Origin of the sequence: Pseudomonas sp. AOB-7, from assembly GCF_003696305.1 — a bacterium.
GTDB lineage: Bacteria > Pseudomonadota > Gammaproteobacteria > Pseudomonadales > Pseudomonadaceae > Aquipseudomonas.
The window spans coordinates 124714-149274 of sequence record NZ_RFFK01000009.1; the positions used below are offsets into that span (position 1 = coordinate 124714).

Below are 24561 nucleotides of genomic sequence, written 5' to 3' on the forward strand. Positions count from 1 at the left end.
GCATCCGGGCTAGGGGCGGCGGGTTCAGGCGCCGGGGACGAAATGCTTCTGCGCGGTGCCGCGGGCGATCAGGCGCGACAGGTAGTCGAGTTTCTGCGGGTCGCGGTCGACGAAGCGGAAGCTCAGCTGCAGCCACTCGCTGGCAGGCGAAGGCTCCAGCGCCGCCACGGCGTGCAGGTAGCCGTTGAGCCGCGCGGTCTCGGCCGCCTCGCCCTGCTCCAGGTCGAGCACCGCGCTCTCCAGCACCTGCGGCAGCTGTTCGGTGCGCTTGACCACCAGCAGCGCCTCCTTGAGGCTCAGCGCCTTGATCACGCAGGCCATGCTGCCGCCCGGCAGGCGCAGCTGGCCCTGGCCGCGGCCGGCCGGCGCCTTGCTCGCGGCCACAGGCGAGGCGGCCGGGGCAGCCGCCGCAAGCGGTGCGGCAGCCGGCGCGCTGGGCTTGACCACCTCGGCCTTGCCGCCGGTCAGGGCGGCCAGCGAGTCGTTGGCGAAGGCGCCGCTGCTGAGCATCTTCGGCGGGGCGCTGGCGGCGAGGGCCTGCAGCTTGCCGGCGCGGCTCAGCGCCTTCTTCACCTTGGTCACCAGCTGCTCGTTGGAGAAGGGCTTGCCGATGTAGTCGGAGACGCCGGCCTGGATCGCCTGCACCACGTTCTCCTTGTCGCCGCGGCTGGTGACCATGATGAAGGGGGTGGTCTTCAGGCTGTCCTGCTCGCGGCACCAGGTCAGCAGCTCGAGGCCGGACATCTCCGGCATCTCCCAGTCGCAGAGGATCAGGTCGACCGTCTGGCGGCCCAGCAGCTGCTGGGCCTTGCGCCCGTTGACCGCCTCTTCGATCTGTACGCCGGGGAAGTGATCGCGCAGCCCTTTCTTGACCAGATCACGGATAAAGGTCGCGTCGTCCACCACCAGCACACTGACTTTGCTCATCGGCCTCTCCTGTACGAATGGCGTTAAGCATAGTCATGGCCAGTGGCCAAAGGCCAACGGAAAAGCGCATAACCCCCGGCGCTAGGGCGCACCGCGACGCCATGCCGTGCGACAACCAGCGCCGGCTCAGGCGCCGGGCTTGCCCTCGACCTCTTCGCGCATGCGCGTCAGGCCGATATGCCGTACGTCGGTGCCGCGCACCAGGTAGATCACCAGTTCGGCGATGTTGCGCGCGTGGTCGCCGATGCGCTCCAGCGAACGCAGCGCCCAGATCACGTTGAGCACGCGGGAGATCGAGCGCGGGTCTTCCATCATGTAGGTGACCAGTTCGCGCAGCGCGGTCTTGTACTCGCGGTCGACGGTCTTGTCGTACTGCGCCACCGACAGCGCCAGGTCGGCATCGAAGCGGGCGAAGGCGTCGAGGGCCTCCTGCACCATGCGTCGCACCTGGTCGCCGATATGCCGCACCTCGACGTAGCCCTTGGGCGACTCGCCTTCCTCGCACAGCTGGATGGCGCGCTTGGCGATCTTGGTCGACTCGTCGCCGATGCGCTCGAGGTCGATCACCGACTTGGAGATGCTGATGATCAGGCGCAGGTCGGAGGCCGCCGGCTGGCGCCGGGCGAGGATGCGCACGCACTCCTCGTCGATGTTGCGCTCCATCTGGTTGATCTGGTCGTCGATGTCGCGCACCTGCTGGGCCAGGCCGGAGTCGGCCTCGATCAGCGCGGTGACGGCGTCGTTGACCTGCTTCTCCACCAGGCCGCCCATGGCCAGCAGGTGGCTGCGCACTTCTTCCAGTTCGGCGTTGAACTGCTGGGAGATGTGCTGGGTGAGGTTGTCTTTGTTGATCATGTTTCGCTCCGCGAAAGCTGCCGGCTTGGGTGACCATGGTGCGCGCGGCGCACCCTGCATTAAGTATCAAGGCCCTTGGAAAATGCTCTCTGGCCCGAAGGGCGTGCGCTGACAGTACGATGAGTACGGCAAGCGCGCCCGACAAAGCCAGGGAGTATTTGCCATGGCCTTAGCCGTAACGACCGGTGATGTAGTCCTCGGTCTGCTTCTTGGCCGGGTTGGTGAACAGGGTGTCGGTGTCGCCGAACTCGATCAGCTTGCCCATGTACATGAACGCCGTGTAATCGGACACCCGCGCCGCCTGCTGCATGTTGTGGGTGACGATGACGATGGTGTACTTGCTCTTGAGTTCGTAGATCAGCTCTTCGACCTTGAGCGTGGAAATCGGGTCGAGCGCCGAGCAGGGTTCGTCGAGCAGCAGCACTTCCGGCTGTACCGCCACGGTGCGGGCGATCACCAGGCGCTGCTGCTGACCGCCGGACAGGCCGAGGGCCGATTCGTGCAGGCGATCCTTGACCTCGTCCCACAGCGCCGCGCTCTTCAGCGCCCACTCCACCGCCTCGTCGAGCACGCGCTTCTGGTTGATGCCCTGGATGCGCAGGCCGTACACCACGTTCTCGTAGATGCTCTTGGGGAAGGGGTTGGGCTTCTGGAACACCATGCCGACGCGGCGACGCAGCTCGGCGACGTCCTCGCCCTTGCGGTAGATGTTGCGCCCGTCGAGGTTGATCTCGCCTTCCACGCGGCAGCCGTCGACCAGGTCGTTCATCCGGTTGAAGGTGCGCAGCAGGGTCGACTTGCCGCAACCCGACGGGCCGATGAAGGCGGTGACGCGCTGGCGCGGGATCTCCATCTTGACGTCGAACAGTGCCTGCTTCTCGCCGTAGTAGAGGTTCAGCCCCGGCACGGCGATGGCCGTGGTCTCGCTGGCCAGGTTGAGGCTCTGCTTGTCGCGGCCGAGGGCGGCCAGGTCGATACCGTGGGTATGGGCTTCGTGTTGCATAACAGTCTCCTTCGGAGGCTATAGGCTTCAAGCTACAGGCCGCAGGCCGGCTCTCGCCCGGTGCCTGCAGCTTGCCGCCTGCCGCAGAATTAGTGATCCAGCGCCTTGTACTTCTCGCGCAGGTGGTTGCGGATATACACCGCACTGAAGTTCAGCAGGATGATGACCAGCACCAGCAGCAACGCGGTGGCGTACACCAGCGGCCGCGCGGCCTCGACGTTGGGGCTCTGGAAGCCGACGTCGTAGATGTGGAAGCCCAGGTGCATGATCTTCTGGTCCAGGTGCAGGTAGGGGTAGTTGCCGTCTACCGGCAGCGAAGGCGCCAGCTTGACCACGCCCACCAGCATCAGCGGCGCCACCTCGCCGGCGGCGCGGGCCACGGCGAGAATCAGGCCGGTCATCATCGCCGGGCTGGCCATCGGCAGCACCACGCGCCAGAGGGTCTCCACCTTGGTCGCGCCGAGGGCCAGGGAGCCTTCGCGCACCGCCCGCGGAATCCGTGCCAGGCCTTCCTCGGTGGCGACGATGACCACCGGCAGGGTGAGGATCGCCAGGGTCAGCGAGGCCCACAGCAGGCCCGGGGTGCCGAAGGTCGGCGCCGGGGCGGCTTCCGGGAAGAACAGGCGGTCCAGCGAGCCGCCCAGCACGTAGACGAAGAAGCCCAGGCCGAACACGCCGTAGACGATCGCCGGTACGCCGGCCAGGTTGTTCACCGCGATGCGGATCACCCGGGTCAGCGGGCCCTGCTTGGCGTACTCGCGCAGGTAGATGGCCGCCACCACGCCGAACGGGGTGACGATCACGGCCATGATCAGGGTCATCATGATGGTGCCGAAGATCGCCGGGAAGATGCCGCCTTCGGTGTTGGCCTCGCGCGGGTCGTCGCTGACGAATTCCCACAGCTTGGCCAAGTAGAAGGCGATTTTCTCGCCCAGGCCCATGGCATTGGGCTGGAAGGCCCGCACCACCTTGCCCAGGCTGATGGTGACTTCGCGGCCATCGACGGTCTTGAGCGTGACGCTGTCGCGGTTGAACGCCTGGTTGAGGGCGATCAGCTCGGTTTCCAGCACCTTGTACTCGGCATCCCACTGCGCCCGCTCGGCGTCCAGCTCGGCGCGGGCGACGTCATCCAGCCGGCCTTGCAACTCCAGCTTGCGGGTTTGCAGCCGCACGCGTTCGAGCCCGGCGTTGATCCGTCCGATGTCCTTCTTCTCCAGGCGCACCAGCTGCTTGTGCAGCTTCTCGACGCGGGCGATGCGTTCCTGCAGCGCGGGCCAGCTGGCATCGCCTTCGGCCACCAGCTCGCCAGCTTCCTTGACGTTGACCAGGTAGCCGTAGAAGTTGCCCCACTCGCGGCGCTCCAGCGCCGTGAGGTTTTCCGGGGTGCGCGGATTGCTCAGCCATTCGCCGACCACCCAGGTGAAGTCCGCGCCATACACGTCGCGGTTACCCACCTTGAACAGCTCGCGGGTCATGAACTCGCCGCCCTCGACATCCACCGGCAAGCCGGAGGCGGCCAGACGCGCGCGCGGCACTTCCTCGATCTGGGTGATTTCGCCGGCCATCACCCGGGCTTCCTGACCCGGCACCTGGTAGTCGGCTTCGACGATATTCGCCGGCCAGAAGTGGCCGAGGCCGCGTACGGCGATCACCAGCAGCAGGCCGAGGGTCATGATCACCGCGATCGATACCGCGCCGGCATTCATCCAGATCCACGGCGTACCGCTCTTGAACCAGGTTTTCAGGTTGTTCTGTTTCACGGCCATATACCTTCCCAAACCTTAGAGCGAGGCGTACTTGACGCGCAGACGCTGGCGCACCAGCTCCGCCAGGGTGTTCATGACAAAGGTGAAGCCGAGCAGCACCAACGCCGAGAGGAACAGCACGCGGTAGTGGGTACCGCCGACTTCCGACTCGGGCATTTCCACCGCCACGTTGGCGGCCAGGGTGCGCAGGCCTTCGAAGATGTTCATGTCCATGATCGCGGTGTTGCCGGTGGCCATCAGCACGATCATGGTCTCGCCGACGGCGCGGCCCATGCCGATCATCACCGCCGAGAAGATGCCCGGGCTGGCGGTGAGGATCACCACCCGGGTCAGGGTCTGCCAGGGCGTGGCGCCCAGGGCCAGGGAGCCGAAGGTCAGGCTCTTGGGCACGCTGAACACGGCGTCTTCGGCGATCGAGTAGATGTTCGGGATCACCGCGAAGCCCATGGCCAGGCCGACCACCAGGGCGTTGCGCTGGTCGAACGGGATGCCCAGGTCATTGCTCAGCCACATGCGCATGTCGCCGTCGAACAGCCAGTTCTCCAGGTGCCCGCTCATGGCCAGCGAGACGTAGCCCACCAGCAGGATCACCGGGATCAGCAGCGCCGATTCCCAGCCATCTGGCACGCTCAGGCGAATCGACTCCGGCAGGCGGCTCCACAGGTAGCCGGCCAGCAGAATGCCTATCGGGGTAAAGATCAGCAGGCTGAAGATGCCCGGCAGATGGCCTTCCACGTAGGGCGCGAGGAACAGGCCGGCGAAGAAGCCGAGAATCACCGTCGGCAGCGCCTCCATCAGCTCGATCACCGGCTTGACCTTGCGGCGCATGGCCGGGGCCATGAAGTAGGCGGTGTAGATCGCGGCGGCAATCGCCAGCGGCGCAGCCAGGAGCATGGCGTAGAACGCCGCCTTGAGCGTACCGAAGGCCAGCGGTGCGAGGCTCAGCTTGGGTTCGGCGTCGGTGCTGGCGGAGGTCGATTGCCAGACGTAGCCGGGCGCGTCGTAGTTCTCGTACCACACCTTGCCCCACAGCGAACTCCAGGAAATCTCCGGGTGCGGGTTGTCGATGATCCAACGTTGCAGCTGGCCCTCGCGCTCCACCAGCACGCGGTTGGCGCGCGGCGACAGGGCGGCCAGCACCTGACCTTCGGCGACCTGGTCGACCAGCAGGGTCCGGTGCGCGGTGCTGTGGAAGATGCCCAGGTTGCCCTGCTCGTCCAGCGCCAGGAAGCCCTTGCGGCGCTCTTCCGGGAGAATCTGCACGATCGGGCTGTCGCCCAGCTGGAAGCTGCGGATCGACTTCAACACGGCCTTGCCGTCTGCTTCGCGCACCATGAACCACTGGGCGATAGCGCCGCTGCTGTCGCCGATCAGCAGCGAGATGCCGCCGAGCAGCGAGGTGGCCTGACTGACCTCCAGCTTGCCGTTCTCCAGCAGCTTGTAGCGGCCGTTGAGGCTGTTGCTGCGCAGGTCGAAGACATCGGCGGTGGCGCGCCCGTTGACCACGTACAGCCACAGGTGGCGCGGGTCGATGATCAGTGCCTTGATCGGCTCGGCGATCTGCGGCAGGGCGACGCGCTCCTCACTGAGGGTGACCTCGCCGGTCATCAGGTTCTCTTCGCGGCCCAGGTTCAGCACGTGCAGTTCGGTACCGGTGGAACCGGCCAGCATCAGGGTGCCGCCGTTCAGGCTCAGGCCGACGTGATCCAGCTCGCGGCCCTGGGCATCGAGCTCGATCGGCGCGGCGCCGAAGGGGTATTCGATGCTCGGCGTGATGGTCTGCACATCGTTGGGGTAGCTGAGCTTGTAGACATGCCGGAACACCAGCACCTGGCCGTTGGACAGGCCCAGGGCCACGCGGTTGCTGCCCGGCTGGTCCTGGCCGACCGACACGATGCGCGCATCCGCCGGAATCGGCAGCTGCACGCGGCTCAGCGGCTGCATCTGCTTGGCATCGAAGAACTGCACCTGACCGCTCTGGTCCAGGCGCATGGCCATCTGGTTCTGCTCTTCCAGGGTCAGCAGCAGCGGCGCGCCGGCTTCGCCCAGCCAGGCGGCCTGCACCGGCTTGCGGCTGTCCAGGTCGGCGCCCTGGAACATCGGCAGCACCACATAGGCCAGGTAGAAGAAGATCAGGGTGATGGCACCGAGCACCGCCATGCCGCCGACGGAAACCGCCCAGCGGGCGAAGCGATCCTTCAGCGCGCGCAGGCGGCGCTTGCGCTGCAGGGAGGGGGTATTGAAGTCGATCCCCAGGGGATTCTCGACCCCCTGATTCGGTGAGCGGTTCACGGTGTCGTTTGCCAAGTCATTCATGCGAGAAATCTCTGCGCGAGCTTGTTTGCAGCGCATGCGGCTGCCCAGGCTTGCCAATCTAGCGGGCTTGTATGACAGAAAGGTTACAGCCAGCTGACATGACGAAGCCCGCCACTCCGAAGAGTGGCGGGCCGCGCCGCTTACAGCGCCTAGCGCGAGGCCAGGATTACAGACCCAGTTCCTTCATGGTCTTCTCGACCACCTTGGCCGGCAGCGGGATGTAGCCGTCCTTGACCACGACTTCCTGGCCCTGCTTGGACAGCACCAGCTTGACGAACTCGGCATCCAGCGGGCTCAGCGGCTTGTTCGGCGCCTTGTTGACATAGACGTAGAAGAAGCGGGCCAGCGGGAACTTGCCAGCCAGGGCGTTTTCTTCGTTGGCGTCAAAGGCCTCGCCGCCTTTCTTCGACAGCGGTACGGTCTTCACGCTGGAAGTCTTGTAGCCGATGCCCGAGTAACCGATGGCGTTGAGGGTGCTGGAGATCGACTGCACCACCGAGGCCGAACCCGGCTGCTCGTTGACGTTGGCCTTGAAGTCGCCTTTGCACAGGGCTTCTTCCTTGAAGTAGCCGTAGGTGCCGGAGACCGAGTTACGGCCGAACAGCTGGATCGGCTTGGTCGCCCACTCGCCGGTCAGGCCGACGTCGCCCCAGGTTTTGATATCGGTCGCACCACCGCACAGGCGGGTGCTGGAGAAGATCGCGTCGACCTGAGCGATGTCCAGGCTCTTGATCGGGTTGTCCTTGTGCACGAACACGGCCAGGGCGTCGATGGCCACCGGCACGGCGGTCGGCTTGTAGCCGTACTTCTCTTCGAACGCCTGGATCTCGGCATCCTTCATCGCACGGCTCATCGGGCCCATGCTGGCGGTGCCTTCGGTCAGAGCGGGCGGCGCGGTGGAGGAACCGGCGGCCTGGATCTGGATGTTGACGTTGGGGTACTGCTTCTTGAACTCTTCGGCCCACAGGGTCATCAGGTTGGCCAGCGAGTCGGAACCGACGCTGGACAGGTTGCCCGATACGCCGGAAGTCTTTTCGTAGGTCGGCAGAGCCGGGTCGACGGCGGCTACAGCAGATACGGCGCTTACGCCAGCGGCGGCGAAAGTCAGGGCCGCCATCAAACGCTTCAGTTTCATGCCTTGCTCCTAGCAGGATTAGTGTTGGATGGAACGGGCCCAAGTATCTGCAGGCCACGTGAACACTCTATGAAGCGAATATGACAGTTGCGTGAACGTCGCCGAATTTGTGCGCGCCACCGCCCAGGCCCCCGCACGCAGCGCGCACGGGGCCTGGCAGGACGTAGCGACGCGCCTACTGCAGGCTGTGCTTGAGTGCGCGCATGCGCTCGTGACAGGCGCGCACCTTGGGCATCTCCATCGCCAGCAGTACGCGCAGATCCTGGTCCGCGCCCTCCAGGGCGTCCTCGAAGGCTTGCAGGATGCGGTCCTCGCTCTCCTCCAGCTGCGCCACGTAGGTGGCGTCCTCATCCTTGGCCAGGGTGGCGCGGGTATCGGCGTAGAGCTGGCGCAGCTTGCCCAGCAGGGTGCCGCCGCTGGCCGGCTGGCTGTGGTTGGCCGCCACGCTGCGCGCCAAGGCGTCGATCACCTCGGTCTTGGCCCGCGCCATGTCGCGAAACAGCGCCTGCAGACGGATGTCCTTGACCTCGTCGTGGGCGTGCTCGTAGAAGCGCTGGCCGTCGCGGGTGATCTCGATCAGTTCGTTGAGTTGTGCGGTCTTGCTGCTCATGGCGGTTCTCCTCGGCTATGGGACTGGCGAATGCGGCGTCCGGCGTTCAGCCGTCGATGCGCAGGGCATCGGCATCGACGCCGCGCACGCCGCGGATATTGCGGGCGATGTCCACCGCCAGGCGCTTCTCGGCGCTGCTCAGCACGCTGCCGCGCAGGCTGACGAAACCGTCCTCGGTGCTCACCGCGATGTTCAGCGCATCCAGGTTGCGGCTGTAGACGAAGCTGGCCATGACCTTGCTGGTAATCCAGCCGTCGCTGATCGCCTCGCGCGCCTCCTCGGCGGCCACTTCGATCTCGCTGGCGCTGCTGTCGGCGGTGCTGATGCTGAGGTGGTTGAACACCTCGCGCACGCCGTCGGTATTGCCCGCCAGCTGGCCGGCCAGCTCCTTGGCCGCCGGGGCCTGCGCGTGGCCGCTGAGGGTGATCGCGCCGTTCTGGCTCTTGACCTGGATGTCCAGGCCGCGGGTATTGCTGTTCCACAACAGCTTGGACTTCACCGTGGCCGCCAGGCTAGCGTCCTCCAGGCGCTGCACCAGGCCCGGCGGCTCGCCCTCGGCGGTAGCGGCGTCGACCTCGATGCGGTTGTCCACCGCCTCGATTCCCTCGACGCTCAGCGCCACCTGCTCGGCCAGTTCCTTCTGCACCGCGCTCTCCACCCGACCCTCGAGGCGGGCCCGACCGTCTTCCACGGCGATGTCGAGGCGGAACGGGTTGAGGTGACGATTGAGGGCGAAGGCGGTCCAGATCGAGCCTTCCTGACGCGCCGCCGCGAGCTGCTGGCTCAGCTCGGTCTCGGCGGCATGGCTGGCCAGCGGGGTCAGGCTCAGCAGCAGGGCGGTACTGCCGGCCAGCATCAGAGTCTTGAACGGGGGCATGGCGGGGGTCCTCGGCAAGTCGATAGTTACCTAGACTTTCGCAAGCGCTATGCCAGCGTTCTCACCCCAAATAAAATCAATAAAAACAAATACTTATGCCATATCGAAAAATCTCCTCGGCATGCAGGCTGCAGGGTCGCGGCGAAATCGCCGTGCAACTTGCATGATATTTCCCTGACTAATGCCACACACCCAGTCAGATGGAGCACGACGATGGCAGATTCAGGACACAGCGGGCGCATCCTCCTGGTCGACGACGAGGCGGCGATCCTGCGCACCTTCCGCTACTGCCTGGAGGACCAGGGTTACGAGGTCGCCGGCGCCAGCAGCGCGGCGCAGGCCGAGGCGCTGCTGCAGCGTCAGGTGTTCGACCTGTGCTTCCTCGACCTGCGCCTGGGCGACGACAACGGCCTCGACCTGCTGGCGCAGATGCGCGTGCAGGCGCCCTGGATGCGCGTGGTGATAGTCACCGCGCACTCGGCGGTGGACACCGCGGTGGATGCCATGCAGGCCGGCGCCGCCGATTACCTGGTCAAGCCGTGCAGCCCGGAACAGCTGCGCCTGGCTGCCGCCAAGCAGCTGGAGGTGCACCAGCTGGCGGCGCGCCTGGAAGCCCTGGAAGACCAGGTGCGCCAACCCGGCGCCCACTTGGACAGCCGCAGCCCCGCGCTGATGGCGGTGCTGGAAACCGCGCGGCAGGTGGCCGGCACCGACGCCAATATCCTCATCCTCGGCGAATCCGGCACCGGCAAGGGCGAGCTGGCGCGCGCCATCCACGGCTGGAGCAAGCGGGCGAAGAAGGCCTGCGTGACCATCAACTGCCCCTCGCTGACCGCCGAGCTGATGGAAAGCGAGCTGTTCGGCCACAGCCGCGGCGCCTTCACCGGCGCCAGCGAGAGCACCCTGGGCCGGGTCAACCAGGCCGACGGCGGCAGCCTGTTTCTCGACGAGATCGGCGACTTCCCGCTGCCCCTGCAACCCAAGCTGCTGCGCTTCATCCAGGACAAGGAGTACGAGCGGGTCGGCGACCCGGTGACGCGCCGCGCCGACGTGCGCATCCTCGCCGCGACCAACCTCGACCTCGAACAGATGGTGGGCGAGGGGCGCTTTCGCGAAGACCTGCTGTATCGCCTCAACGTCATCACCCTGACCCTGCCGCCGCTGCGCGAGCGCAGCGAGGACGTGCTGCAGCTGGCCGAAGGCTTCCTCGCCCGCTTCGTCAGGGAATACGCCCGCCCCGTGCACGGCTTCAGCGACGCCGCGCGCGAAGCGCTGCAGGGCTACGCCTGGCCCGGCAACATCCGCGAGCTGCGCAACGTCATCGAACGCGCCAGCATCATCTGCAACGCCGAGCTGATCGAACCCGAGCACCTCGGCCTGGGCGAGCCGGTCGAGAACGGCGCGCCGCGCATCGGCGCCGCGCTGAGCCTGGAACAGCTGGAGAAGGCCCATATCACCGCGGTGCTGGCGACCAGCGAGACCCTCGACCAGGCCGCGCGCACCCTCGGCATCGACGCCTCGACGCTGTACCGCAAGCGCAAGCAGTTCGGCCTGTGAAGCTGCGCACCCGGCTGTTCCTCAGCGGCAGCGCGCTGCTCACCGTGGCCCTGCTCGGCCTGCTGCTGGGCATGTTCAGCGTGCTGCAGCTGACCCAGCAGCAGAGCCAGGCGATGACCCGCAACCTGCAGATCATCGACGCCAGCCTGGGCATGCGTCAGGAGCTGGGCAAGCAGGTCGGCCTGCTGCTCGCCGAGCAGCTCGACCGCGAGGCGCTGCAGGCCGCCGACGCGCGTTTGCGCCAATGGCTGCAGCAGGCCAACGCCAACGCCCGCGCCGCCGGCGACCACCAGGCCCTGGCCGAGGTGGAGCGCGCCTACGCGCGCTTCGACGCGCTGCTGGCCAAGCCGCTGACGGTGCGCCGCGAGCTGCTCAAGAGCGACGCCCTCGGCCAGGCCGAGGAGGCCCTGCGCGAACGCATCAACGCCCTGCAGAACCGCTACGTCGCCGCCGTCGACGAGGCCGAGGCGAGCACCCGCCAGCGCGCCTGGCTGATCGCCGGCCTGCTCGGCCTGATCGGCCTGGCCGTGCTGCTGATCGGCTTCGTCACCGCGCACAGCCTGGCGCAGCGCTTCGGCCGGCCGATCGAGGCGCTGGCGCGCGCCGCCGACCAGATCGGCCAGGGCGACTTCCAGGTCACCCTGCCGCTCTCGCCGCTGCCGGAAATGGCCGCCCTGAGCCGCCGCTTCGGCCTGATGGCCGAGGCGCTGCGCCAGTTCCAGGCGACCAACGTCGAGGCCCTGGTGGGCCAGCAGCGGCGCCTGCAGGCGGTGCTCGACAGCATCGATGACGGCCTGCTGATCCTCGACCGCCAGGGCCGCCTGGAGCACGGCAACCCGGTGGCGCAGCGTCAGCTGGGCTGGGACGCGGTGCCCAGGGGCCAGTCGCTCGGCCAGGCGCTGCAACGGGCGGACCTGGACGAGCAGCTGCAGCTGGTGCTGGACGGGGTCAGCCCGCAGCGGGCGCCGGACGACCTGGCCATCGAGGCCGCCGGCGAGACCCGCCTGCTGGCCTACAGCCTGACCCCGGTGTGCCACGAGCAGGGGCCGCTGCTCGGTGCGGTGATGGTGCTGCGCGACGTCACCGAGCAGCGCGCCTTCGAGCGCGTGCGCCGCGAGTTCGTCCTGCGCGCCTCGCACGAGCTGCGCACCCCGGTCACCGGCATGCACATGGCCTTCGCCCTGCTGCAGGAACGCCTGCACTTCGCCGCAGGCAGCCGCGAGGCCGACCTGCTGCGCACCGTCGACGAGGAGATGCAGCGCCTGCTGCGCCTGATCAACGACCTGCTGAATTTCTCCCGCTACCGGAACGGCCTGCAGCAGCTGGAACTGGCGCCCTGCGACGCCGCCGAACTGCTGCGCCAGGCGCAGCAGCGCTTCGCCGCCCAGGCCGCCGAACGCGAGATCGACCTGGGCCTGGAGCTGCACGAGCCGCTGCCGCGCCTGCGCGCCGACCGCCTGCAGCTGGAGCGGGTGCTGGACAACCTGCTCGGCAACGCCCTGCGCCACAGCCACCCGGGCGGGCAGATCCGCCTGCAGGCGCGGCGCCGGGACGAACGCCTGATTCTCGGCGTCGAGGACGACGGCGAAGGCATCGCCTACGGCCAGCAGACGCGCATCTTCGAGCCCTTCGTCCAGGTCGGCCGGCGCAAGGGCGGCGCCGGCCTGGGCCTGGCGCTGTGCAAGGAGATCGTCCAGCTGCACGGCGGGCAGATCGCCGTGCAGTCGCAACCGGGGCGCGGCAGCCGCTTCTACCTGGCCCTGCCGCTGTAGCCGCCCTCGCCGCAGGGGGCGCCGCGCACACCGGCAGCGCCGTGCATGGCGCCCGCTACCCGGCCGTCTGCTGGTTGAGCACCAGCAGGCGCGCGGCGGTTTCCGCATCCGGCTGGCCGGCGTAGTCGGCCGGGCGGTACTTCATCTGGAAGGCGGCGATGACGTTGCGCGTGGCCTGGTCCAGCTCGCCGTGCTGCGGCACCGCGTAGCCCTGGCGCGCCAGCTGCTCCTGGAACCACTGCACGCTGGGCGGGCTGGCGGCGAACAGCGCCTGCTGGCGCGCCACCGCCGCTTCGTCCGGCCAGGGCAGCAGGCCCTCGTCGGCCAGGCGCTTCCAGGGGAACAGCGGGCCCGGGTCGACCTTGCGCTGCGGCGCCACGTCGCTGTGGGCGATGATCGCGCCCGGCGGCAGCTGGTGACGCTGCACGATGTCCTTGAGCAGCACGATCAGCCTGTCGATCTGCTGCGGGGCGAAGGGCTGCCAATAGCGACCGGCCGGGGTCTCGTAGTAGCCCTGGTTGACCAGCTCGATGCCGATGGTCGAGGCGTTGAGCCAGGTCCGCCCCTGCCACTCGCTGACGCCGACGTGCCAGGCCCGGCGATTCTCATCCACCAGACGGTAGATGGTCGGCGGCGCGTCGCCGATCAGGTAATGGCTGCTCACCTCGGTCTCGGTGAGCAGCTTGAGCGAGCGCGCCAGATCGGTGGAGGTGTAGTGCAGCACCACGTACTGCACGCGGCTGTTCTGCCCCGTTGCAGTGTGGCTGTCGTCGATGCGCAGCCCAGCGCTGCAACCGGCGAGCAAGGCAAGAACGAGACTAAGGCAGAGAGACTTCATGCGTGACCGAATACGCTTTGCAGGTTGTCCAGCAACATGTCGACGCTGAGCATGATCAGCAGCATGCCCATCAGTCGTTCCACCGCCGTCAACCCGCGGGTTCCGAGAAACCGCTGCAGGAACGAGGCCTGCAGCAGAATGAATGCCGTCGCCGCCCAGGCCAGAAGCAGCGCCAGGTAGAGCTCCCAGAGCGGCCCAGTATGGGTGTTGCGCAGGGTCATCAGCACCGCCAGGGCCGAGGGCCCGGCCACCGCCGGGGTGGCCAGCGGCACCAGCATCGGCTCGCCGTCCGGCACGTCGCCGAGCAGGCCCTGCGGACTGGGGAAGATCAGGCGCATGGCGATGACGAACAGGATGATACCGCCGGCGATGGCGGTTGCCTCGCGCGACAGGCCCAGGCTGCTGAGGACTTTGTCACCAAAGGTGAGAAACAGCAGCAGCAGGGCCAGGGCGAACAGCAGCTCGCGCGCGGCGATCCAGATCCGGCGGCGCGGCTCGACGTTCTTCAGCGCGGCGATGTAGATGGCGATATTGCCGAAGGGGTCGGTGACCAGAAAGATCAGCACGGCGATGCTGAAGATATCCATGGGCGTCTCCAGTGAGTCAGGCAGATAGTCTAGGGCCTGGCTGGGCTTCGCCGCGAGCCGGCGCGGCAGTCAGATTGCAGCTAAGCGGACGCAGGCGATGCCTTTGTGACCGGAACTATCGAAATCGTATCGAGAAACACCACTCGTAAGAATGTATACAAAGTAGTAGCCAAAATAATAAAAATTTGTCTACATTGACCGGACAAGAACAACAGCGAGTAGCCTCACCATGACGTCCACCCCCACCAGCGCTCCTGCCCCGCGTCCCGAGGACGAGAATCTCGGCATCGGCGCCAATCTCCTCTATGGCTTGCAACACGTGCTGACCATGTATGGCGGCATCGTCGCGGTGCCGCTGATCGTCGGCCAAGCGGCCGGGCTGTCGCCCGCCGACATCGGCCTGCTGATCGCCGCCTCACTGTTCGTCGGCGGCGCCGCCACCCTGCTGCAGACCCTCGGCCTGCCGTTCTTCGGCTGTCAGCTGCCGCTGGTGCAGGGCGTGTCCTTCGCCAGCGTCGCCACCATAGTCGCCATAGTCGGCGCCAATGGCGGCGAAGGCGGCCTGCCGGTGGTGTTCGGCGCGGTGATAGGCGCGGCGCTGATCGGCCTGCTGATCACGCCGATCTTCTCCAAGATCACCAAGTTCTTCCCGCCACTGGTGACCGGCATCGTCATCACCACCATCGGCCTGACCCTGATGCCGGTGGCCGCGCGCTGGGCCATGGGCGGCAACAGCCAGGCCGCGGACTTCGGCAGCATGGCCAATATCGGCCTGGCTGCCTTCACCCTGGCCACCGTGCTGCTGCTGAGCAAGGTCGGCAGCGCCACCATCTCGCGCCTGTCGATCCTGCTGGCCATGGTGATCGGCACCCTGGTGGCCCTGGCCTTCGGCATGGCCGACTTCTCCAAGGTCGGCGCCGGCCCTGTACTGGCCTTCCCCACGCCGCTGCATTTCGGCATGCCGGTGTTCGAGCTGGCGGCGATCATTTCGATGTTGATCGTGGTGATGGTGATCCTGGTGGAAACCTCGGCCGACATCCTCGCCGTCGGCGACATCATCGACACCAAGGTCGACTCCAAGCGCCTCGGCAACGGCCTGCGTGCGGACATGATCGCCAGCGCGGTGGCGCCGCTGTTCGGCTCCTTCACCCAGAGCGCCTTCGCCCAGAACGTCGGCCTGGTCGCCGTCACCGGGGTCAAGAGCCGCTACGTGGTGGCCACCGGCGGGCTGATCCTGGTCACCCTCGGCCTGCTGCCGATCATGGGCCGAATCATCGCCGCAGTGCCCACCTCGGTGCTCGGCGGCGCCGGCGTGGTGCTGTTCGGCACCGTGGCTGCCAGCGGCATCCGCACCCTGGCCAAGGTCGACTACCGCAACAACATGAACCTGGTGATAGTCGCCACCTCGATCGGCTTCGGCATGATCCCGATCGCCATGCCGAGCTTCTACCACCACTTCCCGGCCTGGTTCGAGACCATCTTCCACTCCGGCATCAGCTCCGCGGCGATCATGGCGATCCTGCTCAACCTGCTGTTCAACCACTTCACCGTCGGCAACTCGGACCAGCAGTCGGTGTTCGTCGCCGGCACCGAGCGCAGCCTGCGCTACCGCGACATCGCCGCCCTGCACGACGGCGACCATTTCGTCGGTGGCAAGCTGTACGACGCGCAGGGCCAGGAAGTGCCGCTGCTGGAAGAAGAGGACGCGCACGGCCAGCCGCAGCCCCGGCGCCAGGCGGCGTTGGCGGAGCACTGAGGGGCAACGCGGCTCAGCCCAGTTCGATGCGGTTGCGCCCGCCGGCCTTGGCTCGATACAGGGCCTGGTCGGCGCGCTCGAACGCCGCCTCGGCGGTTTCCTCGCCACGGAATTCGGCGAGCCCGGCGGAGAGGGTGATGGTCACCGGCTCGCCCTTGAAGTGAAAGGGGCAGGCCTCAATGGCCGTGCGCAGGGTCTCCAGCAGCTGCACGCCGCCGTCCAGCGGCGTCGCCGGGATCAGCAGGACGAACTCCTCACCGCCGTAACGGGCGATGAAGTCGGTCTTGCGCAGGCGCTTGTGCAGTTCGCCGGCGATGATCTTCAGCACCCGGTCGCCGGCCAGGTGACCGTAGCTGTCGTTGATCCGCTTGAAATGGTCGACGTCGAGCACCGCCAGCAGCAGCTCGCCGCCGTAGCGCAGGCGGCGCGCCGTCTCCAGCTCCAGGCGCTCGCTCCAGGCGGCGCGGTTGGGCAGGCCGGTCAGCGGGTCGAGCAGGGACTTCTGCCGCTGCTCCTCGATGTGCTCGCGAAACTGCTGGGCCTCGCGCTCCATCTCGGCGACCCGCTGCACCAGGCTCTGCAGGCGTTGAGCCACCTCGGCCTCGCGGCCGTCGCGCTGGCGCTGGTGGCTGCTGACGGTCTGCAGCAGACCGTCCAGACGCTGCTCCAGGGCCTGCTTGAGCGCATCCAGATCCGCCGCGCTCTGCACGCTGTGCTGCAGGCCGCTGACCTGCTCGCGCAATTGCCGGTCGAAGTCGCGCGCGCTCTCGACCGATTCGCTGTAGCCCTCGTGCGCCTCGCTCAGGGTGCCGATAAAGGCCGCCAGGCGCTCGTTGAGCTGCTTGAGGTAACCGGCGAATTCGCGCTGGCCGCTGTCGCTCACCGCCAACACCAGCACCGCCAGGTCGTCCAGCACCGGCACCAGCTCGTACCAGTTGAGCCCACCCTGCACCCGTTGGCGCAGTGCCTCGCCCTGCGGCTGGTGACGCGCCGGCAGCTCCAGCTCGGCGAGCAGGCCCAGCAGGCTCTCGGCGATATGCGGCGCCACCGCGCTGTAGCCGGGCTCGCTGCCGGGCAGGGCGAAACGCTGCGTCTCGTCCTCGCCCTGCGCCAGCAACCCCGGCGGCAGCGGCAGGCTGTCCAGCGCCGGCAGCGGCGCCGCGGTCGGCGGCGCAGAAGGCGCGCTGGCGCCAGGTGCGTGCGCCGGCTCGGCCGCTGCGCCGACACCAACCGCCTCGCCGCGGCTGCCGAACAGCCGCTGCAGCAGGCCGGGCTGCTCGGCCGCCGGCGTGCGCAGCACCTCCAGCGCCTGCCCCTGCAGGCTGCTCAGCTGGCTGAGCAGCGCCGGCAGCTGATGCGTCTGGCCGCTGGCCTCGTGCAACTGCTTGGCCAGCGTCTTCAGTGCCTTGCGTACCTCGCGCGGCGGTTGCAGCTGCTGCAACTGTTCGACCAGTCGGGTCAGCGCCGCGGTGGCCTCGCCGGCGCGCTGCTGGCGACGCAGCTCGGAATCCAGCACGGCCTTCTCCAGGCGCGGGATCAGGCCGCCGAGCGCCGCGTCCATGTCGTCGCGGCGGAGGATGTCGCGCATCTCCTGCATGCACTGGTCGACCGCCTTGTCCGCCCCCTCGGCGGCCAGGCTGCTGCGCACCAGGCCGCGGCGCAGCAGGTCGAGGCGCAACTCCCAGCGCCGTTCGAGCCTTTCCTGTTGCTCCAGGCTGCTCAGGTACTTGTCTTTCCAGCGTTGCGCGTCATCGCTCATACGGCCTGCTTATCCACGGGAGGGCGCCTTCAGCATAGGCGTTTGGCCACTACTCTGAGCGCGCGGCAAACGGATTTCCACGGCCACCGGCAGGTGGTCGGAGATCGGCTGGCTGAGCACGTCGACCCGCCCCAGTTCGAGCCCCGGGCTGAGCAGGATATGGTCGAGGCAGCGCTGCGGCCGCCAGCTGGGGAAGGTCGCCTGAACCTGCGGCGCGATCAGGCCGAGGTCGCGCAGTGGCGAGTTCTCCAGCAGGTCGCTGGCGTGGGTGTTCATGTCACCCATCAGCACCAGATGGCGGAACTCGCCGACCCGCTCGCGGATGTAGGCGAGCTGGCGGGTACGGGTACGCGGGCCGAGGGCCAGGTGCATCATCACCACCCCCAGCGCCTGCTCGCCCTCGCCCAGGCGCAGGAAGATCGCCCCGCGCCCCGGTGGGCCGGGCAGCGGATGATCCTCCAGCAGGGTCGGACGCAGACGGCTGAGCACGCCGTTGCTGTGCTGGGCGAGACGCCCGAGGTTGCGGTTGAGCTGCTGGTACCAGTAGGGAAACGCGCCCTGCTGGGCCAGGTACTCGACCTGATTGACGTAGCCGGAACGCAGGCTGCCGCCGTCGACCTCCTGCAATGCCACCAGGTCGAAATCGGCGAGCAGGTCGCCGATGCGCTGCAGGTTGCCGCTGCGCCCGGCATGCGGCAGCAGGTGCTGCCAACTGCGGGTCAGGTAGTGATGGTAACGCTGGGTGTTGATGCCGACCTGGACGTTGAAGCTGAGCAGGCGCAGCAGGCCGTCGGCGGGCCATTGGGCATCAGCGGCGCAATGCGGGTTGACCTGTGGATCGCACAGGCCAACCGCGCGGGTCTGTCGCCAGCGGCGCAGCATGGTCGGCGCCAGCGGCCGCTCAGAGCGCGGCGCGCTCCTTGGCGATCAGGTGGTCGGCCAGCTTCAGGGCCTGCTGCGGACCGCCGGCGGAGGTGATGTCGAAGCGGTACTTGCCGTTGACTATCATCACCGGCACGCCGGTGACCTGATAGGCCATGGCCAGCTTCTTGGCCTTTTCCATCTGGCCTTTGACGGCGAAGGACTTGTAGGTCTTGAGGAAGGCGTCCTGGTCCACACCCTGGGTAGCGAGGAACTCGGCCATTTCCTCGGGGCTGGCCAGCTTCTTCCTGTCCTGGTGGATGGCGGCGAACACGGCGTCGTGCACCTTCTGCTCCACCTTCATGCTTTCCAGGGTGATGAACATCTGCCCGTGCTTGTCCCACACGCCGCCGAACAGGGCCGGGATACGCACGAAGTTGACGTCGTCGGGCAGCTGCTCGACCCAGGGATTGAGGGTCGGCTCGAACTGGTAGCAGTGCGGGCAGCCGTACCAGAACAGCTCCACCACCTCAATCTGGCCGGGGTTGGACACCGGCACCGGGCTCTTCAGCTCGACATAGTGCTGGCCGGCGACGGGCTCGGCATGGGCGGCGACGCCGAACAGGCTGCTGAGGGCCAGAGCGGCGCCGAAAATCAGATTACGCATGGAGTACTCCTTGGAGGTAGGCATCGCCTCGTGGCGAATAGCTACTAAGACCGACCGCCACCGGGCAGGTTCCGGCCATTGTAGCCGCGGCGCAGACGAAAAAGGGTGGCCGCAGCCACCCTTTGTCTTATCAACTACGACGGTAGTCGGCTTAGTGTAGACCCTGGATAAAGCTGGAAACCGCCTCGATATCCTTGTTGCTCAGCTTGGCCGCGATGGCGCGCATGATCATCGCGTCGCCGTCGTTGGTGCGGTTGCCTTCGCGGAAGTCGGTCAGCTGCTTGGCCACGTAGGTGGCATGCTGGCCGCCCAGCTGCGGGAAGCCCGCGGCATCCAGGCCGGCGCCGTTCGGCGAGTGGCAACCGGTGCAGGCCGGCATGCCTTCTTCCAGCTTGCCGCCGCGGAACAGCGCTTCGCCGCGCTCGACCAGCTTAGGATCGGCGGCGCCGACGCTCATCTGCTGGCTGGCGAAGTAGGCGGCGATGTCGGCCATGTCCTGGTCGCTGAGGTTATCCAGCATGCCGGTCATCTCGACCACCTGGCGGTTGCCGGACTTGATGTCGTGCAGCTGCTTGAGCAAGTAGCGCTCGCCCTGACCGGCCAGCTTGGGGAAGTTTGGCGCGGGGCTGTTGCCATCGGCGCCATGGCAGGCGCCACAGACGGCGACTTTGCCCTGACCGGCTGCGGCATCGCCGGCAGCCTGTGCCAGGCCGGTGAGGCCCAGGGTCAACAGCAGACTCACGAGTACTTTGTTCATCAGCTAATCCAACTACGGCTAAGAGAGATAAGGGTTATCGGCCGGGCCCACTCATTCGGTCATCAGCTTGATGACCGCCTGGTAGTCCTCCGCCGTGCAGTCCATGCACAACCCGCGGGGCGGCATGGCATTCAAACCATTGGTGACGCTCTGTACCAGTGCGTCCATGCCCTTGGCCAGACGCGGCTCCCAGGCGGCCTTGTCGCCTTTCTGCGGGGCCGTGGGAATCTGGCCGTTATGGCAAACGCCACAGGCACGGTCGTATACAGCTTGCGGATCTTGGGCAGCGTAGCCGTTGAAGGACAGCAGAGTTACGGCAGCCGCGAGCAGCATTTTCTTCATCAGATCTACCTCATCAGGGAGGGGAACGTTCTGCTTTCTAGCGAGCAGCCTGGTTAATCGTTCCCGGCAATCGGGTTCCTGCGGGTGGGACAAAGCGCACACAAAATCTGCGGCATTATATACTGGCAACGCTGAAACGGAAACGACGCCGCTTGCCGCGCCACCTGGCGTGCCGCAGGTGCGCGGAAATGTCGCAAGTCCCCGAACGCCAGCTGGCGAGTGCGGGGCGCCCACCGGATACCCCCATGCTCCCGAAGAACCCCATCATCGGTCTGTGCCAGCAGGCCAGCTTCCTCATCAGTGCCGCCAAGGTCGACCAGTGCCCCGAGGACAGCGGCCTGGAAGTGGCCTTCGCCGGCCGCTCCAACGCCGGCAAGTCGAGCGCGCTGAACACCCTGACCCACGCCAGCCTGGCGCGCACCTCGAAGACCCCGGGGCGCACCCAGCTGCTCAACTTCTTCCGCCTGGACGACGAGCGCCGCCTGGTCGACCTGCCCGGCTACGGCTACGCCAAGGTGCCGATCCCGCTCAAGCAGCACTGGCAGAAGCACCTGGAGGCCTACCTGGGCAGCCGCGAGAGCCTCTGCGGCCTGGTGCTGATGATGGACATCCGCCACCCGCTGACCGAATTCGACCGCATGATGCTGGACTGGTCGGTGGCAAGCGGCATGCCCCTGCACATCCTGCTGACCAAGGCCGACAAGCTGGCCTTCGGCGCGGCGAAGAACGCCCTGCTCAAGGTGCAGCAGGAAATCCGCAAGCAGTGGGGCGATGGCATCGGCATCCAGCTGTTCTCGGCGCCCAAGCGCATGGGCGTGGAAGAGGCGCAGCTGGTGCTGGCCGGCTGGCTGGATCTGCTGCCGGAAGAGGACGAGGAAGGCGCCGAGGAGGCCTGACGCTTAGGGTGCGCCAGGCGCACCGAGAGACGAGTCGTCATGAGCGCGCAAGCTCCCTCTTCCGTCCTTCGGGCACCCTCGACTTGGGCATCCTGCGTCGCTCCAACTCCTGCCTCCCTGCAGTCGTCTCCCGGAGAGCAGGCCGCAAGCGCGCACTTTTCTACAGGCAAAAAAAACCCCGAGCTTCGTATGGGGAGGGAGAAGTTCGGGGTTTAAGGTCTGAACCGCTAGGGCGGGGTTCAGATGTCTGCCAACACTTAACACAACATAGGAGCATTGAAAGGCTTAACGGCCATTCAAGAACTCTGACCGGGCGTCTTCGCGGAAAGTTCATCCCTATTTTAAAAACCATTCGCAATAACCAGCGGCCTGCTGATTCCCTGAAGCCTTATTCGTGGGGGCGCCGACCGCCCCTCGCCGGTACGCAGCGCCCCACCCACGCCCGGTCGGAGGCGCCCCTCAGTGCGCCTCGTCCCAGTTGGCGCCGACGCCCACTTCCACCAGCAGCGGCACGTCCAGTTCCGCCGCGCCGCCCATCAGCGCCTTGATCTGCGCGCCGACCTCCTCGACCAGTTCCTCGCGCACTTCCAGCACCAGCTCGTCGTGCACCTGGAGGATGATCCGCGCGTCGATGCGACTATCCTGCAGCCAGGCGTCCACGGCGATCATCGCGCGCTTGATGATGTCCGCCGCGGTGCCCTGCATCGGCGCGTTGATCGCCGCGCGCTCGGCACCCTTGCGCATGGCCTGGTTCTGCGCGTGGATTTCCGGCAGGTACAGGCGGCGGCCGAAGACGGTTTCCACATAACCCTGCTCGGCGGCCTGCGCGCGGGTGCGTTCCATATAGCTCAGCACGCCGGGATAGCGGGCGAAGTAACGGTCGATATAGGCCTGCGCCTGCTTGCGGTCGACGTCGATCTGCTTGGCCAGACCGAAGGCGCTCATGCCGTAGATCAGGCCGAAGTTGATCGCCTTGGCCTTGCGCCGCTGATCGCTGCTCACCTCCTCCAGCGCCACGCCGAACACTTCGGCGGCAGTGGCCTTGTGCACGTCGCGGTCGTGGCGGAAGGCATCCAGCAGGCCTTCGTCCTTGGCCAGGTGGGCCATGATGCGCAGCTCGATCTGCGAGTAGTCGGCCGCCAGCAGCCGGTAGCCCTTGGGCGCGACGAAGGCCTGGCGGATACGCCGCCCTTCGGCGGTGCGGATCGGGATGTTCTGCAGGTTCGGATCGCTCGACGACAGCCGACCGGTGGCCGCCACCGCCTGGTGGTAGCTGGTGTGGATGCGCCCGGTGCGCGGGTTGATCTGGTCCGGCAGCTTGTCGGTGTAGGTGCTCTTGAGCTTGCTTAAGCTACGGTACTGCATCAGCACCTTGGGCAACTCGAAATCCTGTTCGGCCAGTTCCGCGAGCACCGCCTCGGCGGTGGACGGCTGGCCCTTGGCGGTCTTGCTGAGCACCGGGTAGCCGAGCTTTTCATAGAGGATCACGCCGAGCTGCTTGGGCGAGGCCAGGTTGAATTCCTCGCCGGCGATGGCGAACGCCTCGCGCTCCAGTTCCACCAGCTTGTCGCCCAGCTCGACGCTCTGCTCGCCGAGCAGCTTGGCGTCGACCAGTGCGCCGTTGCGCTCGATGCGCGCCAGCACCGGCACCAGCGGCATCTCGATTTCGCGCAGCACCTTGGCCAAGGACGGCACGGCTTCGAGCCGGCGCCACAGTTCCTGGTGCAGGCGCAGGGTGACGTCGGCATCCTCGGCGGCGTAGGGGCCGGCCTGTTCCAAGGCGATCTGGTCGAAGGTCAGCTGCTTGGCGCCCTTGCCGGCGATGTCCTCGAAACGGATGGTGCTGTGATTGAGGTACTTCAGCGCCAGGCTGTCCATGTCGTGGCGGGTGGCGGTGGAATCCAGCACGTAGGATTCGAGCATGGTGTCGAAGGCCACGCCCTGAACGGCAATCGGCGGCGTCGCGTTGGCCAGGACATTGATGTCGTACTTGGCGTGCTGGCCGACCTTGGCCTTGGCCGGGTCTTCGAGGATCGGCTTGAGCGCGTTCAAGACCTGGTCGCGGTCGAGCTGCTGCGGCACGCCCATATAGCTGTGCGCCAGCGGGATATAGGCGGCCTCGCCGGCCTTGACCGCGAAGGACAGGCCGACCAGTTGCGCCTGCTGAGCGTCGACGCTGGTGGTCTCGCTGTCGAAGGCGATCAGCTCGGCCTGCTCGAGCTTCTGCAGCCAGGCGTCGAACTGCGCCTGTTCCAGCACCAGCTGGTAGTCGCCGGCACTCGGCGGCAGCGCTTCGGCGACGTCCTCGGCGCCGTCGCTGGCCGGCTCGGCGAACAGGTCGCCGGCCGGGGCCGCGGCCTTGACCGCCAGGTGCTTGTTCTGCCGCAGCAGCTCGTCGAGCCAGCTCTTGAATTCCAGCTCGCCGTACAGCTCGACCAGCGCCGCCTGATCCGGCTCGCCCGGGTGCAGGTCGTCGATGGCGATGTTCAGTTCGACGTCGGTCTTGATGGTGGCCAGCTGGTAGGACAGATAGGCCATATCGCGGTGTTCCTCGAGCTTGGCCGGCAGGCTCTTGGCACCGCGAATCGGCAGCTCGGGCACCTTGTCGAGGTTGGCGTAGAGCACGTCGAGGCCGCCACCAACGCCGACCAGCAGGCCGAGGGCAGTCTTCTCGCCGACCCCGGGCACGCCGGGGATGTTGTCGACCTTGTCGCCCATCAGCGCCAGGTAGTCGATGATCAGCTCGGGACCGACACCGAATTTCTCTTTCACGCCATCGGCATCGTAGACGCTTCCGGTCATGGTATTGACCAGCGTAACGTGCGGGCAGACCAGCTGGGCCATGTCCTTGTCGCCGGTGGAGATCACCACGTCGCGTTTCTCGCCGGCGGCCTGACGGGCCAGGGTGCCGATCACGTCGTCGGCCTCCACCCCTTCCACGCACAGCAGCGGCAGGCCGAGGGCGCGCACGCTGGCGTGCAGCGGCTCGACCTGCACACGCAGCTCGTCCGGCATGGACGGGCGGTTGGCCTTGTATTCGGCGAACAGCTCGTCGCGGAAGGTGCCGCCCTTGGCGTCGAAGACCACGGCGAAGGGGCTGTTCGGATACTGCTTGCGCAGGCTCTTGAGCATGTTCAGCACGCCCTTGACCGCCCCGGTGGGCAGGCCCTTGGAGGTGGTCAGCGGCGGCAGGGCGTGGAAGGCGCGGTACAGGTAGGAGGAACCGTCGACCAGGATCAGCGGGGCTTGGCTCATGAGCGGGATCAACCTTTTCGGCGGG

General features: G+C 67.0%; 20 protein-coding genes. 4 read left to right on the forward strand and 16 right to left on the reverse strand.

The window, feature by feature from the left end:
* Window positions 1-24 precede the first annotated feature (24 nt).
* The 8 genes from EA796_RS17135 to EA796_RS17170 all read right to left on the reverse strand — a co-directional run bounded on the left by EA796_RS17135 (window position 25) and on the right by EA796_RS17170 (window position 9489).
* Window positions 25-927, reverse strand: a complete 903-nt coding sequence (locus EA796_RS17135; protein WP_122109483.1) for a response regulator — start codon at window positions 925-927, stop codon at window positions 25-27.
* A gap of 126 nt (window positions 928-1053) precedes the next feature.
* Entirely contained in the window at window positions 1054-1782 is a 729-nt protein-coding gene (phoU, locus tag EA796_RS17140; RefSeq protein ID WP_021443569.1) for a phosphate signaling complex protein PhoU, read from the reverse strand.
* Between the two features lie 169 nt (window positions 1783-1951).
* Window positions 1952-2785 (reverse strand): phosphate ABC transporter ATP-binding protein PstB, encoded by an 834-nt coding sequence (gene pstB, locus EA796_RS17145; protein WP_021443568.1) that lies wholly within the window; start codon window positions 2783-2785, stop codon window positions 1952-1954.
* An 89-nt stretch (window positions 2786-2874) separates the two neighbouring features.
* The gene (gene pstA / locus EA796_RS17150) at window positions 2875-4551 is read right to left on the reverse strand and encodes a phosphate ABC transporter permease PstA (protein WP_178082573.1); all 1677 of its coding nucleotides are present in this window, start codon (window positions 4549-4551) and stop codon (window positions 2875-2877) included.
* A 15-nt stretch (window positions 4552-4566) separates the two neighbouring features.
* Window positions 4567-6867, reverse strand: a complete 2301-nt coding sequence (locus tag EA796_RS17155; protein ID WP_122109484.1) for an ABC transporter permease subunit — start codon at window positions 6865-6867, stop codon at window positions 4567-4569.
* Window positions 6868-7033: 166 nt separating this feature from the next.
* The gene (locus tag EA796_RS17160) at window positions 7034-8002 is read right to left on the reverse strand and encodes a PstS family phosphate ABC transporter substrate-binding protein (protein WP_021444184.1); all 969 of its coding nucleotides are present in this window, start codon (window positions 8000-8002) and stop codon (window positions 7034-7036) included.
* Between the two features lie 175 nt (window positions 8003-8177).
* On the reverse strand, window positions 8178-8612 hold the full coding sequence (locus EA796_RS17165; RefSeq protein ID WP_021444183.1) for a PA2169 family four-helix-bundle protein: 435 nt from the start codon (window positions 8610-8612) through the stop codon (window positions 8178-8180).
* A 46-nt stretch (window positions 8613-8658) separates the two neighbouring features.
* On the reverse strand, window positions 8659-9489 hold the full coding sequence (locus EA796_RS17170) for a BON domain-containing protein (RefSeq protein WP_122109485.1): 831 nt from the start codon (window positions 9487-9489) through the stop codon (window positions 8659-8661).
* 213 nt (window positions 9490-9702) lie between these two features.
* Here EA796_RS17170 and algB point away from each other — a divergent pair, with 213 nt between their 5' ends.
* Both algB and EA796_RS17180 read left to right on the forward strand, forming a co-directional pair.
* The gene (algB, locus tag EA796_RS17175) at window positions 9703-11046 is read left to right on the forward strand and encodes a sigma-54-dependent response regulator transcription factor AlgB (protein ID WP_122109486.1); all 1344 of its coding nucleotides are present in this window, start codon (window positions 9703-9705) and stop codon (window positions 11044-11046) included.
* Complete coding sequence (locus tag EA796_RS17180) at window positions 11043-12818, forward strand: ATP-binding protein (protein WP_122109487.1); 1776 nt, start codon at window positions 11043-11045, stop codon at window positions 12816-12818. Before algB ends, EA796_RS17180 begins: the two co-directional genes overlap by 4 nt.
* Window positions 12819-12873: 55 nt before the next feature.
* Here EA796_RS17180 and EA796_RS17185 read toward each other — a convergent pair whose 3' ends face one another.
* Both EA796_RS17185 and EA796_RS17190 read right to left on the reverse strand, forming a co-directional pair.
* Window positions 12874-13656, reverse strand: a complete 783-nt coding sequence (locus EA796_RS17185) for an N-acetylmuramoyl-L-alanine amidase (RefSeq protein WP_122109488.1) — start codon at window positions 13654-13656, stop codon at window positions 12874-12876.
* Window positions 13653-14243: a MarC family protein gene (locus EA796_RS17190; RefSeq protein ID WP_122109489.1), complete on the reverse strand. Its 591-nt coding sequence runs from the start codon at window positions 14241-14243 to the stop codon at window positions 13653-13655. The genes EA796_RS17185 and EA796_RS17190 overlap by 4 nt, the downstream gene beginning before the upstream one ends.
* Before the next feature lie 229 nt (window positions 14244-14472).
* On the opposite strand from EA796_RS17190, the gene EA796_RS17195 reads away from it, so the two are divergent.
* Window positions 14473-15999 (forward strand): nucleobase:cation symporter-2 family protein, encoded by a 1527-nt coding sequence (locus EA796_RS17195; RefSeq protein WP_122109490.1) that lies wholly within the window; start codon window positions 14473-14475, stop codon window positions 15997-15999.
* A 13-nt stretch (window positions 16000-16012) separates the two neighbouring features.
* On the opposite strand, the gene EA796_RS17200 is transcribed toward EA796_RS17195, so the two are convergent.
* The 5 genes from EA796_RS17200 to EA796_RS17220 form a co-directional block, all read right to left on the reverse strand.
* Complete coding sequence (locus EA796_RS17200; RefSeq protein WP_122109491.1) at window positions 16013-17758, reverse strand: GGDEF domain-containing protein; 1746 nt, start codon at window positions 17756-17758, stop codon at window positions 16013-16015.
* A 9-nt stretch (window positions 17759-17767) separates the two neighbouring features.
* Window positions 17768-18640, reverse strand: a complete 873-nt coding sequence (locus EA796_RS17205) for an endonuclease/exonuclease/phosphatase family protein (protein ID WP_021443643.1) — start codon at window positions 18638-18640, stop codon at window positions 17768-17770.
* Window positions 18641-18659: 19 nt separating this feature from the next.
* Window positions 18660-19286: a thiol:disulfide interchange protein DsbA/DsbL gene (locus EA796_RS17210; RefSeq protein ID WP_122109492.1), complete on the reverse strand. Its 627-nt coding sequence runs from the start codon at window positions 19284-19286 to the stop codon at window positions 18660-18662.
* A 151-nt stretch (window positions 19287-19437) separates the two neighbouring features.
* A complete protein-coding gene (locus tag EA796_RS17215; RefSeq protein ID WP_021443641.1) occupies window positions 19438-20043 on the reverse strand; it encodes a cytochrome c in 606 nt (201 codons plus the stop codon).
* A 51-nt stretch (window positions 20044-20094) separates the two neighbouring features.
* Window positions 20095-20385: a cytochrome c5 family protein gene (locus EA796_RS17220; RefSeq protein WP_021443640.1), complete on the reverse strand. Its 291-nt coding sequence runs from the start codon at window positions 20383-20385 to the stop codon at window positions 20095-20097.
* 245 nt (window positions 20386-20630) lie between these two features.
* On the opposite strand from EA796_RS17220, the gene yihA reads away from it, so the two are divergent.
* Window positions 20631-21281, forward strand: coding sequence for a ribosome biogenesis GTP-binding protein YihA/YsxC (gene yihA / locus EA796_RS17225; protein ID WP_021443639.1), 651 nt, complete (start codon window positions 20631-20633; stop codon window positions 21279-21281).
* Between the two features lie 459 nt (window positions 21282-21740).
* On the opposite strand, the gene polA is transcribed toward yihA, so the two are convergent.
* Entirely contained in the window at window positions 21741-24536 is a 2796-nt protein-coding gene (gene polA, locus EA796_RS17230) for a DNA polymerase I (RefSeq protein WP_122109493.1), read from the reverse strand.
* Between the last annotated feature and the right edge of the window lie 25 nt (window positions 24537-24561).

Excerpts from the sequence above, each read along its gene's own strand:
- EA796_RS17135 (WP_122109483.1), bottom strand. The coding sequence starts at position 927 with ATGAGCAAAGTCAGTGTGCTGGTGGTGGACGACGCGACCTTTATCCGT.
- phoU (WP_021443569.1), bottom strand. The coding sequence starts at position 1,782 with ATGATCAACAAAGACAACCTCACCCAGCACATCTCCCAGCAGTTCAAC.
- pstB (WP_021443568.1), bottom strand. The coding sequence starts at position 2,785 with ATGCAACACGAAGCCCATACCCACGGTATCGACCTGGCCGCCCTCGGC.
- pstA (WP_178082573.1), bottom strand. The coding sequence starts at position 4,551 with ATGGCCGTGAAACAGAACAACCTGAAAACCTGGTTCAAGAGCGGTACG.
- EA796_RS17155 (WP_122109484.1), bottom strand. The coding sequence starts at position 6,867 with ATGAATGACTTGGCAAACGACACCGTGAACCGCTCACCGAATCAGGGG.
- EA796_RS17160 (WP_021444184.1), bottom strand. The coding sequence starts at position 8,002 with ATGAAACTGAAGCGTTTGATGGCGGCCCTGACTTTCGCCGCCGCTGGC.
- EA796_RS17165 (WP_021444183.1), bottom strand. The coding sequence starts at position 8,612 with ATGAGCAGCAAGACCGCACAACTCAACGAACTGATCGAGATCACCCGC.
- EA796_RS17170 (WP_122109485.1), bottom strand. The coding sequence starts at position 9,489 with ATGCCCCCGTTCAAGACTCTGATGCTGGCCGGCAGTACCGCCCTGCTG.
- algB (WP_122109486.1), top strand. The coding sequence starts at position 9,703 with ATGGCAGATTCAGGACACAGCGGGCGCATCCTCCTGGTCGACGACGAG.
- EA796_RS17185 (WP_122109488.1), bottom strand. The coding sequence starts at position 13,656 with ATGAAGTCTCTCTGCCTTAGTCTCGTTCTTGCCTTGCTCGCCGGTTGC.
- EA796_RS17190 (WP_122109489.1), bottom strand. The coding sequence starts at position 14,243 with ATGGATATCTTCAGCATCGCCGTGCTGATCTTTCTGGTCACCGACCCC.
- EA796_RS17195 (WP_122109490.1), top strand. The coding sequence starts at position 14,473 with ATGACGTCCACCCCCACCAGCGCTCCTGCCCCGCGTCCCGAGGACGAG.
- EA796_RS17200 (WP_122109491.1), bottom strand. The coding sequence starts at position 17,758 with ATGAGCGATGACGCGCAACGCTGGAAAGACAAGTACCTGAGCAGCCTG.
- EA796_RS17205 (WP_021443643.1), bottom strand. The coding sequence starts at position 18,640 with ATGCTGCGCCGCTGGCGACAGACCCGCGCGGTTGGCCTGTGCGATCCA.
- EA796_RS17210 (WP_122109492.1), bottom strand. The coding sequence starts at position 19,286 with ATGCGTAATCTGATTTTCGGCGCCGCTCTGGCCCTCAGCAGCCTGTTC.
- EA796_RS17215 (WP_021443641.1), bottom strand. The coding sequence starts at position 20,043 with ATGAACAAAGTACTCGTGAGTCTGCTGTTGACCCTGGGCCTCACCGGC.
- EA796_RS17220 (WP_021443640.1), bottom strand. The coding sequence starts at position 20,385 with ATGAAGAAAATGCTGCTCGCGGCTGCCGTAACTCTGCTGTCCTTCAAC.
- yihA (WP_021443639.1), top strand. The coding sequence starts at position 20,631 with ATGCTCCCGAAGAACCCCATCATCGGTCTGTGCCAGCAGGCCAGCTTC.
- polA (WP_122109493.1), bottom strand. The coding sequence starts at position 24,536 with ATGAGCCAAGCCCCGCTGATCCTGGTCGACGGTTCCTCCTACCTGTAC.